Below are 11332 nucleotides of genomic sequence, written 5' to 3' on the forward strand. Positions count from 1 at the left end.
GGTGTGCAGACTTCCGATTGCGGTGGTGGCGCGGCGAAGTTTCACGAGCGACCGCTCATGTGACGTCACAGCCGCGTCAACCAGCGTTCGAATCGCTGGCTGACCGAGCCCCTTCCATATTCGCGCGCAGCACCGCAACCATCGGATGGCCTGAGCCCAGCACCCGCTGGGCGTCGGTGAGGGTCTGCTGGTACAGCGGGGTTGCCCGGCTCAGGTCCCCCGCCGCCCTGTACGCGCCCGCGAGGTTGTTGCGGGAGGTCAGCGTGTCCGGGTGGTCCGCACCCAGCACCCGCTGCCGGTCGGTGAGGGTCTGCTCGAACAGCGGGATCGCCCGGCCCAGGTCCCCCGCCGACTCGTACGCGTACGCGAGATTGTTGCGGGAGGTTAGCGTGTCCGGGTGGTCCGCACCCAGCACCCGCTGCCGGTCGGTGAGGGTCTGCTCGAGCAGCGGGATCGCCCGGCCCAGGTCCCCCGCCGACTGGTACGTGCCCGCGAGGTTGTTGCGGGAGGTTAGCGTGTCCGGGTGGTCCGCACCCAGCACCCGCTGCCGGTCGGTGAGGGTCTGCTCGAGCAGCGGGATCGCCCGGCCCAGGTCCCCCGCCGACTGGTATGCGCCCGCGAGGTTGTTGCGCGAGGCCAGCGTGTCTGGATGGTCCGCGCCCAACACCCGCTCGGTGTCTGTGAGGTTCTGCTCGTACAACGGCGTTGCCCGGTCCAGGTCCCCCGCCGACCGGTACGCGTACGCGAGGTTGTTGCGCGAGGCCAGCGTGTCCGGGTGGTCCGCACCCAGCACCCGCTGCCGGTCGGTGAGGGTCTGCTCGAACAGCGGGATCGCCCGGCCCAGATCCCCCGCCGACTCGTATGCGCCCGCGAGGTTGTTGCGGGAGGTCAGCGTGTCCGGGTGGTCCGCGCCCAACACCCGCTGCCGGTCGGTGAGGGTCTGCTCGAACAGCGGGATCGCCCGGCCCAGATCCCCCGCCGACTCGTACGCGTACGCGAGGTTGTTGCGCGAGCCCAGCGTGCCCGGGTGGTCCGCACCCAGCACCCGCTGCCGGTCGGTGAGGGTCTGCTCGAACAGCGGGATCGCCCGGCCCAGATCCCCCGCCGACTCGTACGCGCCCGCGAGGTTGTTACGCGACGACAGCGTGACCGGATGGCCTGAGTCCAGCACCCGCTCGGCGTCGGTGAGGGTCTGCTCGAACAGCGGGATCGCCCGGCCCAGGTCCCCCGCCGACTCGTATGCGCCCGCGAGGTTGTTGCGCGAGGCCAGAGTGTTGGAATGGTCCGCGCCCAGCAGCCGCTCATAGGTGGTGAGGGCGCGTTGGTGGGCGTGAAGGGCGGCGGAGAGTGCGCCTTGCCCTTGTCGGAAGGCGCCAGCTTGGCTCAAGGCTGCGGCGGTGTGGGTGGTGTCGTGATCGGGGCTGTGGTGGGTGGTGAGGGCGTCGGTGTGGGGAAGGAGCGCCTGGTATCGGGGCCAGTTCGCAGGGTTGTGGCTGTCGTCGGGGAAGGCGGCAGCGAGGAGTTCGGCGGCATGGTCGCGGGCGCGGCCGATGTCGTCGGTGCGGCGGTGGGGATCGTGAGGGTCGGGGGTGCGGGCGAGGGCCTGGACGAGGCGGTGCACGGACAGAGTGCCGTCGTGGTTGTTAGTGATCATGTTGTAGGCGGTGAGCCGGCCGATCGCGGCCGTGAGCCCGGGCGGGGCCGCCACACCGTTGAGGAGGTCACGGGGGATGCGGTCCGGCGCGTACCAGGCCAGCAGTCGCAGCAGGTCTCCGGCGAGCGGGGTGTCGGTGAGGCGGTCGAGGGTGAGGCGCCAGATCCGGGCGATGGTGCGGGCGGAGTCTCCGCCTTGGGCGGCGGCGTCGAACATATCGGCGGGCCAGCGGTCAAGCATGTCGAGGTACTTGGGGGGGCTGGTGCCGGTTTCGGCGCAGTAGGCGGCGGCCTGGTCGATGGCCAGGGCGAGGTGCCCGAGTTCGGCGCAGACCACGTCAACGCCATCGGTATTGCGTGGTCCGTGCTGAGTGAGGACCTGGGTGAATAGTCCGACCGCGTCGGCCGGGTCGAGGACGCCGAGGCGGATGGTGGTGGCGTGGCGATGCCAGCCACTGGCCAGGCGGGTGGTGACCAGCACCCGACCGCCTGAGACCCGGTCCAGGAGTGGTCGGATGTCGGCGGGGTCCTCGACGTTGTCCAGTACCATCAGCCACTGGCTGCGGTGGTCGGCAAGCCACCGCAACGCGCGTTCGGCCTGCAACTCGGTCGGCAGGCCGGTCAGGCCGGGCTGTAGGGCACGCGCCAGTGCCGCGATGTCGGCGTCGACCGCGGCCTGGGTGTCCGCGGTGACCCACCACCGCACCGCTTCGCCCCGCGCCGCCGCCCACCGTGCCGCCAGCGCCGACTTCCCGACTCCGCCCAACCCGTGCACCGCGTGCACGACGACCTCCCCAGGATCGGCGAAGGCCGCATCCAGCGCACCGAGTTCCTCGGTCCGGCCGACGAACAGCCCGGCCTGTTCGATGTTCGATACCCCGGGTACCGCTGCATCGTCGGGGATCGGCGCATAGGCCTGCGCTGGGAGCACGAACGCCTGCTGCGCCTGGACGTACTGGGTCGAAGAGTTGTTCACGTCCCCGCCCGCGACGATCGCACCGTCGCTCCCGCGCAGCCCGTCGGGCGCCGTCGGCTGCCCGGGCGGGGTGTCTGGTTTGCGGATCATGAGCGGTAGTCCGTGTGCGAGTCGGTGACGTCCTCGCCGGCGACGATCGCGCCATCCCGGCCTGTCAGTCCTTCCGGACCACTGGGCGGTGTCGAAGCTGCGGGCGGTGCGGGGGGCGTGCCGATGGACCGGGTCGAGGAACCGGTAACGTTCCCTCGCGCCACGATCGCCCCCCGCTCACCCGTCACCTGCTCCACCGGCGCGGGCGCCGCAACAGGCGTGGGCGGCGAAGTCGGGGCAGGCGCCGCGCGCAGCTGCCACAATGAAACCCCCACCGCAGCGACTCCGGCCACCGCTCCGACCGCGCCCCAGGCTTGGCCGGCCCCTGCCGGGTGCGCGGCCGTCACCCACACCACCAGCCCGACCGCAGCACAGGCCCCCAGCCCCGCAAGCCCCCACCAACACGCACGCATTCGCCCCGTCATACCCCTGATACTCCCCCCGAAGACATGATCACGTCCGCCCATCTCATGGCGTGCTTCAGTGTCCTCCACTCCAACACGAAGTCAGCGCTGTATCGGGCCTGTGGTTCTGCTGCTGCGGCTCGGCACCGCCCCGGCGCAGGCGTATTAGGGGTCTCACCCAGAGACTGCTTCCCTGCCCATAGTCACGGCAGGCCTCGAAACGTGGGCGCTGAACGTGTTGTCGGCGCGACCCGGATGCCTGATGACGTCGTCGGCGCGACGGCTTTGAGGGATGATGTGGCCGCCTGCAATGCCGGGGTCCGGCGGAACGCGGGTCGGGTGAGGCCGGGCGGCAGGGTGACCGCAAGTCGTCCGCTGTGGTGCTCGGCCATCGTGGCGATGGCCCGCAGGGCGTCCACGTCGACGGCGGCGAAACGGGCAGGCTGTCCGGCTCGGGCCCGCTGGGCGTTCGTGGCCTCGGCCCGTTCCACCAGGGCCAAGGCGCTGCGACCGACGTCACCGTAGGGGCCTGCCGCCGTTCCAGGGCCGTCGGGCAGGTCTGCGGTGGGCAGCCGCTGCCATGCCTGCCGGAAGGCGACCACCCGGGGGTGCTCCACCGAGGTAGTCAATGCATGGCCCATGAGGGTCTGCCGCCACGTCTGAAAGGCCTCGGCAATTTCACGAGAGGCGTGCACGGCCTCCTCACGCGCCCCATACGGAACCGGGGCGCCGGTCCCCAGGGCGGCGCTCGGTCGCCGTACCACGTCGACGCGGTTGTTGACGGCCGCGTCCGCGGCGACCCGGACTGGGTGGGCGGGACGGGGGATGCCGGGAGTGCTGTAGGCGAGTGCTGCATCGCCGAGGCTGAGCAGGGCTTCTTCGGCCGTGGGCGGGTCGGCGTGGAGGCCACTGCGCAGTCGGTTGGCGAGAACCTGTGCGCAATGGCCGATCATCTTGACGGAGCGGAGGGAAACCGTGCGCCAGAAACCCTGTACGCGGAGGTCGGTGCGCAGTCGGCTGAAGTATGCGCCCGCCCGCTCGTGAAGCACGCTCCACAGGTGGGCGGTTGCGCCGCGGACGGTCTGCAGTCGCTGCCATTCCGGGAAGTCCTGCAGCGCAGCAGCGTGGGCGTCGGTCTGCCGCAGGGCGGCGTCGACCGGCTCCGGATCGCGCCGGGACGGTACGGGGCGGGTACGGGTGGGCGTCGCGTGCTGTTCGCTGTCCGACCCACCGAAGGGCACGTTCCGCCACCACTGCTTCTCCAGCTCGCGCAGCGGTTCATCGACGGCCTCGAGGAGATCTGCGACCGTGCCGTGTTCGGGCGGGACGACGTCGGCCCATGCTTTCGCGACGGTGGAGATGAAGGCCTGCCTGAGACCTACGGGTTCGTACGCGTTGGTCTCAGGAGCGGCCGGGCCGGCCGCGCCCGCGGGCGTTTCCATGAGTGACCGTTTCTCAGATTCCCTTCGCAGCCGCCACTGGGGGACGCCGTAGGCGTCATGAAGAACTCCGTGCTCCTGCCGCCACACACCGGTCGGCAGGTCTCTGCCGGCCCACAGGGGCAGGTCACGTTGTTCCTGTGAGGGCGCCGCAGCGGCCCGTGCCAGTGCGCGAGTCTGCAGCAGGTCGCCCCGTTCCGCTCGGGGCGGCGGTTTCGGTCGGGCGTCGGGTCGGTCCCGGCTGCCGTTCTCCCGCTGTGCCCTGAGCACGGAGGCCTCGGCGACGGCAAGCAGACGTGCTCCATCGGTGGCGACGCGGTTGGCGACCACCTCTTCGTGCGAGGACTGCAACGCAGCCTCGGCGACGGTCGCGGCGAGTTGCCGGGCTTCCTCGCTGGTTTCCGTCGGCGCCGCGACCCGCCCGGCGCCCACCCGCTCCGCGTCCGCCCCCTCCGTGCCTGGCTCCTCGACGGTCGCCGTGCTCCGCTGCCGCGCGTGCTCCGCAGACACGCCGACTGGTCCGGCCGGTGGGAACGCCTCACCTTGCCGTTCAGCACGGGCGGGCACCCCAGAGCCGAACTGGAGTGCGGCAGAACCGTCGATCCCCGGAATGGAGCTGTGCGGATGCCCGCCCGCGGGGTTCGCGGAGCTCACAGGCGCGCCCCTCTGCTCGGGGCGGTCGGCGGAGGCACGGCGGGGCCTCGCGCGATCGCACCCGGCGTCGCGACGACTGCGGGGCGGACCGGGGCCCAGGTCCGGGCGGTGATGTTCCGGTGGGCCGCCGCGTCGAGGACGGCACGACTGGTGTCCATACCGATTGCGGGGGCGGAGGCCAGCAGGCTCTGTGCTGCGGCCTGTTGAGCGGCGCGGACCTGCTGGAAGGAGTTGCGCAGGCGCTCCGCCTGGTGGCCGTGGAGCTTGTAGAAGCGGTACGGATGGTCGGCCGGACAGTGTTCCGGGGCGTCGGTGAGCAGGCGGTGTTCGATGGCCGTCACGGCCTGCGGCGCTGCCACCGCGATCCGCCAGTCGGCAACGGTGAGCCGGTAAGCGGTTTGGACCAGGGCGGCGACACCCCCGGCATCGGCCACGATGTCCGATGCCGGCCTTGTCCCGGGTGGGCGGCTTCCGGAGTCGGGATCCCAGTCACCACCGAACAGCAGCCGCCCCGCGCGTAGGGTCGATGTGCGTGCGATCTCCACGGCGGGATGTGGGTCCGTCCCTCGCGGCATACGGGCGATCTGGCCTCGGCGCACCATCTCGTAACTCGGTTTCGGGAGCCGGGGACGGATCTGCGGGTCGTCCACGTCGACGACGCGGTGCCAACGCTCCTGGACGTCTCTCCACGCGCGGGCCGAATTCCGGAAGAGGTCCGCGCAGTTTCTGAGCAAGGTTCCCGCCTCCTCGTTCGGTGCTTCGCCGGCGGCCTGCACCAGAAGCCGCCCGGCGAGCATGGTTCCCAGAGAGCGCCACCGGGTGATCATCTGTAGGTCGGACCCGCTGAGGGGCTGGGCACAGCGGCCGTGCAGGGTCTCGTAGGCGGCGCGGGAAAGGCGCTCGCAGTCATCCCGGATCCGTCCGGCGTCCTGGGCGAGCGGATCGGTGGGCAGGGCGGGCACGGGGGTGAGCGAGAGTGCCTGAGGGAAGGCCGCAAGTGCCGGATCTGCGCCGGCGCCGGTGTAGCGGGCCTGAACTGACGCGTACTGCAGGGAGGCGTGGGCGGTCCGAAGCCTGAGCGAGGCGTTCCGGTGGCCGAGCGTGTCGCTAACCGTGTGCACGATCCGGCTCACGGAATGGAGGGTGCTGGAGGCGTGGCGCAGGTGGTACGCCCGTGCGGAGCGTGTGCTGAAGGCGAGCGCGTACGGGGTGATGGGAGCGCCGGTGTCGTCGCGGTGACCACGGATCAGGTCGAGGACCGCCCCGCTGGCCTCCACCGCCGAGCCGAGGGTGCCGCCGTTCGCAGCGCTCTCCGGGTCGACCGACGGCAGCCAGCGGGCGGCGCCGTCGAGCGCCCGCCGAGCATGTTGGAGGTGGCGGAGGGTGTCGTTGGCGGAGGAGTCGACCGGATCTCCCGGTCGGCCGAGCAGGAAGTGCACGTGCCCGACCAGGGTGCCGACCTGAGCGAGCGCGAGGGCGTGTGCGAACGGGTCGTCTCCTGGCGGAGTCACGGACGTTGCCCGTTCGAGGCGGTCGTGGACGACGTCGTAGAGCTCGCCGAGCGTGACGGTCATGAGGCCCGACCGCCGTCCTGCCGCACGGTCATGAGGAGCTCCGCGGCGGCTGCCGCGTGGTCGGCCACGAGGACGAGCTGCTCGGCGTCGTCCGCGCATTCCGGTACGGAGACCAGTCGGCGCAGTGCCGCCTCGACATGACGCAGCAGCGCCCCGTACGGCTCGAGTCCGGCTTTGCCTGGGCCCAGGGTCCCCGTCTCCAACGGGTGGCCGTGCTCGGGCGGCGGCAGCAAGCGACGGCCGTCGGCGCACTTGATGCCGACGAGCATGGCCTGCACCTCGTCGCTGCCCTCGTCGAGGGCGAGTGCGTCCGCCAGGCGGCCCACGACGTCGAACGCGTCCCAGGCGGCGCCGAGCACGACGTCGACCCGGTCGGCGTCATCCAGAGCGGCGGCGAGGTCGTTGATGGTCGGCTGCGTCATCGCTGTGTTCCTCCTGTTGGCCTCGCCGCACACCGCCGGGGCGGCGGCTGCGGCTTCGCACAAGGGTCCCGCTTTGATCCAACGACGGCCGTGTGCTGTGGATGACCAACGGATCGCAAATCCACGCGGACGGGGGCGCGGCTCCGGGCCGTCCACGGGCAGCACAACCGATCATCTGATCACCTCGATCGGAGTGGTTTGAGGAAGACGGCATAGGGTGGCGAGATGCCTCTTCCTGCCGACCGGGCCGCCCTGGACCTGCTCGATGCGCATTTGGAGGCTCTTTGGGGCGGAACGGACCTCCCGTTCCCGCAGGGACCGATCCGCCTCGCAGCAGGCGGAGAAGGTGAGCTCGCCCGCTGGGCCCTCGCCCAGCTTCAAGGCCTCCCCCGCGAGCCGAATGGCTCCTTCGTCCGTCAGGTTGGTGACCTGCTGGCGGAGTTTCGCTCCCGTCGGTGCCCCTGGAACGCGGCAGCGCTACGGCTGCTCGACGACACGTACACCTTCGTCGCCACCGGTCCTCGGCGGTACGAGAGCTGGGCGCAGGACGTCCTCGCCGTGTTGCACCGGACGGTCCCTGACCCCCGAGGCTGGATCCGGCTGGACTGGGACCGCACCAACACCGCTCGTCACACGGTGCCTGCGTACCCCTTCGACCCGCCGGACGCGTCGGTGCTGCCCAGCCGTCTGTACCCCCTCGAGGCGGAGGCCGCGGTCGCCGCGCTCGCCGTCATGGCCGAGGAGTGGCAGTCGGAATCCGCTCCCGTCCGCTACCGCCAGGACCGGGACGTCGTGCTGGCGGACGCCCGCACCCTGCTCGGCCGGTACGGCCCGACCGCGCGCTACTGGACCAACGCGACGGCTGCCGCCTCCGACCCGGCCCCGGACTTCCTTGCAGCGGGCCTCCAGGGCACCGAATCCCACGGCTTCCTCACCTCCGAGTACCTCAACGGCCTGGACCTCTTCGAAGACCTGGGTCTGCTCGCGGTGACCGATGACGAGGTAGGGGTCTTCTGGTCGATCGGGGCGTACTGACGACGTTCGGAGAGGGCCCCTGATGACCGTCCGGTCACCGGCCGCCCGCCACGCGCCCCCTTACAGAGGTGGGTCCAGCTCGGCCGTCATCCGTCTCAGCTCCCTCTCGGCCGGATGCGTCGCTGTCGCGGTGGTGTCGGCGGAGGTGGCCAGGTACAGCTCCCACTCCTCGTCGGCTCCCGGGTCCGGCGGCGAGGGCAGGGGTGGCTCCTGGTGGCCGCCGACGCAGGCGGGGAGCTTCATGTGCGGTTTGAAGGCGAGCAGTGTGTTGATCCAGTCCGCCTCGGCGAGCTCGCGCCCGGGCGTTTTGTCGCCCTCGTAGGTGCGCAGCCAGCCCAGGTAGAGGGCGGTGAGCATCTCCCGTGCCCAGCGGTGCCGGTACCAGCAGGGCGGGATGTCGTTGTGCAGTTCGGCGGTGTGGCGCAGCCACTGCACCCAGATGCGCAGTTCGCGCAGCCGGTCCTGGCGTTCGGGCGGGGGCATTGCCGACCACACCCAGCGGCGTGGCGGTGGTTCTTCGGCCGGTGCCGGCGGCACGGTGGGCCACAGGGACGCCGGGTCGTCCAGGAAGTCAGCCACGGTCCACCACCACCTCCTCCACTACCGTCTCCTCCAGCGCCGCCTCATCCGGCCGGGGCGCGGCCAGCAGCCGTTTGAGGTCGCGGTCGCGGAAGGTCAGCCGCATTCTCACCTTGATCGGTGGCTGGTTGGAGTACTGGGCGATCGCCGTGAACTCCTTCAGCTGCTGCAGGGAGTGGACGGGTGCGAGGTCGGTTTCGGTGGGCGACGTGTTGGTGGAGAACTCGCCGCGGGAACGCCCGTACGAGGTGCGCAGAGTCTCGGTGCGGCCGTACAGGCCGGAGAAGTAGCGCAGGGTCTCCAGGTCGCCGCAGCCGGGCAGCAGCATGCGCAGACCGCTCGCGGACAGCACGGTGTTGGCCTTCTGTACGCCGAGCCGGTCGCGCAGCTGGGACAGGTCGTGCCACACCGTCAACACTGTGATGCCCATGCCGCGGCCGGTGGTGAGGATGTTGGGCAGGCGGGGGTAGCGCAGCATGTTGCCCGCCTCGTCGACCAGCACGCCCAGGCCGGGGTCGAGGGGCTTGCCGGTGGTGTTGTAGGCGACCTCGGCGCCGTGGATGATCGACGCGATGATCGAGGTCAGTAGCGGGGCGAAGCGTTCGGCGTCGGCCTCGGAGGCGATCAGGCACACGGTGCCGTTCCTCTTCAGCAGGTCCTCGACGGTGAAGTCGGTGCCGGCGCAGGTCTCGCGGACCTCCTCGTCGGCGTAGACGCGGGCCAGAACGTTGAGGCTGAACTGGATGGAGCCGATGCCGTCCTCGTGCAGGCGCAGCCACGGGGAGGCGTAGTCGTCGGCGACCTCGGTGTAGCCGTGCTGCTGGAGTACGGAGCGGACGTGGTCGACGGCATCCTTGCCCAGGGAGAGCCAACGGCGCATGGCGTTGATGCCGCCGCCTGAGAGGTTGGCGGCGAGCAGCACCCCCTTGAGGACGTTTTTGGCCTGGTCGATCCAGGGCGCCGCCCGCTTGCTGTCCCCCGAAGCCGACGACTCTGCCATCCAGGCGGCCATGCGGTCGGCGGCCTTGGCGTCGGTGCAGTACTCGACCGGGGACCACCTGTCCGTCCGGCGGCCGGGGACGCCGGCGGGGGCGATCACCCAGACGGGGCCGAGGGCGCGGCGCCGGGCGTAGATGATGTCGAGGTCGGCGGCCTTGGTGGTGGTCACCACCAAGGGGCCCTGCCATTCGGCGGCGTTGGGCAGGACCAGGCCCGTGGTCTTGCTGCTCCCCGGTACGCCGAACACGGTCGCCGAGATGTTGTGCTGCGCGGCCACGATCCGGCCCGTGTGTGTGCCGCGTCCGGCGGTGACACGGTTGACGCGCCGGGCCGGGTCCTGGGGGGCCCTGAGCCTGCGTTCGACCTTCGCACCGCCCCACTGCGCGCCGCCGGTGTGCGTGCCGAAGCTCAGCTTGGTGACGGCCTTGAGCAGGAGCAGGAAGAAGGCCAGCAGTAGTACGGCGACCAGGGGGTAGAACAGTCGGCCGGGCGGGGCCGGGGCGAAGACCGAGCCGGGCCCGTCGACCATCGCGCGCAGCACGGTTTCCGGCAGGCTCGCGGTGGGGTGCGCCCAGCCGCGTCCGGTCAGCAGCGCGGCCAGCGGTCCGGCCAGCAGCACCGCACCACCGAGAGCGGCGGCGAGTCCCGCGCCATACACGGCGAGGAGTGTGCCGTCGTCGAGCCCGCCGCCCGCGGGCCTGCCGGCTGCAGCCACGGCTACATCACCATCCTCTCGTCGGTCTCGAAGAGCTGTTCCTCGGTGTGGGAGAGCATCAGCTGCACGGCGTGCGAGCCGCCGCCGCGTCCGACCTTCCACAGGGCCCGCCCGCGCTGTCCGGCGCCCCAGGAGCCGATCAGGTCGCACTCGGCGTCGGTCAGGCCGATCGCCTCGCGGGTGATGGCCAGCGGGCGGGTGTCCTGGGCGAGCTGGACCCGGGTCTCGCACGAGCTGATGAGGTCCTTGGCGATGTTGACGGCCTCGGAGCCAGCTGCGCCGACACCTTCGAAGTCGCTGAGGCGGTGGGTGGCGAGGAGCTGGATCGTGCCGGTTGCACGGGACAGGCGCAGGTCGGCGTCGATCTTTCTGATCTGGGAGGCCCCGCCGGAGCGCATCTGCCGCCACAGCTCGTCGCGCACGACGATCCACGGTCGGTTGCCGGGCCGGTCGATGGCCGCCTGTGCCCAGGAAGAGACGCAGGTGAGCACCATGGCCACGGTCTCGTCGCCGTACTGCTCGAGGGCGGAGACGTCGACGCTCTGGATCGGGGCGTCCCAGTCCAGGCCGATGCTGGTCCGGTCGTCGAAGAGTCCGGCGACGTGGCCGTTGACCATGGCGCCGAGGGCGGAGCGGATGGACTCCATCTGTTCGCGCGCCCGCTGCACCTCGCCGTCGCGCACACGCAGTTCCGCGGCCATGGCGTCCGTGGGGTCGCGCAGCCTGTCGTAGACGAGCGGCAGTGTGGGGGTCTCCAGCCTGGTCTGTCCGTGGAGTTCGCCGGTGACCTCG

General features: G+C 71.1%; 8 protein-coding genes. 1 reads left to right on the forward strand and 7 read right to left on the reverse strand.

Annotated features, from left to right (window positions below; all coding sequences use genetic code 11):
* Window positions 1-76: 76 nt before the first annotated feature.
* The 4 genes from Sco07f_RS41150 to Sco07f_RS32935 all read right to left on the reverse strand — a co-directional run bounded on the left by Sco07f_RS41150 (window position 77) and on the right by Sco07f_RS32935 (window position 7212).
* Window positions 77-2719 (reverse strand): tetratricopeptide repeat protein, encoded by a 2643-nt coding sequence (locus Sco07f_RS41150; protein ID WP_108989984.1) that lies wholly within the window; start codon window positions 2717-2719, stop codon window positions 77-79.
* 607 nt (window positions 2720-3326) lie between these two features.
* Complete coding sequence (locus tag Sco07f_RS32925; RefSeq protein ID WP_108989985.1) at window positions 3327-5072, reverse strand: hypothetical protein; 1746 nt, start codon at window positions 5070-5072, stop codon at window positions 3327-3329.
* A gap of 140 nt (window positions 5073-5212) precedes the next feature.
* Window positions 5213-6790 (reverse strand): hypothetical protein, encoded by a 1578-nt coding sequence (locus tag Sco07f_RS32930; protein WP_108989986.1) that lies wholly within the window; start codon window positions 6788-6790, stop codon window positions 5213-5215.
* A complete protein-coding gene (locus Sco07f_RS32935) occupies window positions 6787-7212 on the reverse strand; it encodes a hypothetical protein (RefSeq protein ID WP_108989987.1) in 426 nt (141 codons plus the stop codon). Before Sco07f_RS32935 ends, Sco07f_RS32930 begins: the two co-directional genes overlap by 4 nt.
* A gap of 225 nt (window positions 7213-7437) precedes the next feature.
* On the opposite strand from Sco07f_RS32935, the gene Sco07f_RS32940 reads away from it, so the two are divergent.
* Window positions 7438-8247: a hypothetical protein gene (locus Sco07f_RS32940; protein ID WP_108989988.1), complete on the forward strand. Its 810-nt coding sequence runs from the start codon at window positions 7438-7440 to the stop codon at window positions 8245-8247.
* A 60-nt stretch (window positions 8248-8307) separates the two neighbouring features.
* Here the strand turns inward: Sco07f_RS32940 and Sco07f_RS32945 are convergent, their stop codons facing one another.
* From Sco07f_RS32945 to Sco07f_RS32955, 3 genes are all read right to left on the reverse strand, one after another.
* On the reverse strand, window positions 8308-8826 hold the full coding sequence (locus tag Sco07f_RS32945; protein ID WP_174855451.1) for a hypothetical protein: 519 nt from the start codon (window positions 8824-8826) through the stop codon (window positions 8308-8310).
* Window positions 8819-10540: a type IV secretory system conjugative DNA transfer family protein gene (locus tag Sco07f_RS32950; protein WP_108989989.1), complete on the reverse strand. Its 1722-nt coding sequence runs from the start codon at window positions 10538-10540 to the stop codon at window positions 8819-8821. The genes Sco07f_RS32945 and Sco07f_RS32950 overlap by 8 nt, the downstream gene beginning before the upstream one ends.
* 2 nt (window positions 10541-10542) lie before the next feature.
* The coding region (locus Sco07f_RS32955; RefSeq protein WP_501207503.1) for a putative type IV secretion/conjugal transfer ATPase at window positions 10543-11332 on the reverse strand (790 nt) is incomplete at its 5' end.

The organism is Streptomyces coelicoflavus (genome assembly GCF_003112555.1).
Classification (GTDB): domain Bacteria; phylum Actinomycetota; class Actinomycetes; order Streptomycetales; family Streptomycetaceae; genus Streptomyces; species Streptomyces coelicoflavus.

Coding starts and splice junctions, on each gene's coding strand:
- Sco07f_RS32935 (WP_108989987.1), bottom strand. CDS start 7,212: ATGACGCAGCCGACCATCAACGACCTCGCCGCCGCTCTGGATGACGCC.
- Sco07f_RS41150 (WP_108989984.1), bottom strand. CDS start 2,719: ATGATCCGCAAACCAGACACCCCGCCCGGGCAGCCGACGGCGCCCGAC.
- Sco07f_RS32930 (WP_108989986.1), bottom strand. CDS start 6,790: ATGACCGTCACGCTCGGCGAGCTCTACGACGTCGTCCACGACCGCCTC.
- Sco07f_RS32940 (WP_108989988.1), top strand. CDS start 7,438: ATGCCTCTTCCTGCCGACCGGGCCGCCCTGGACCTGCTCGATGCGCAT.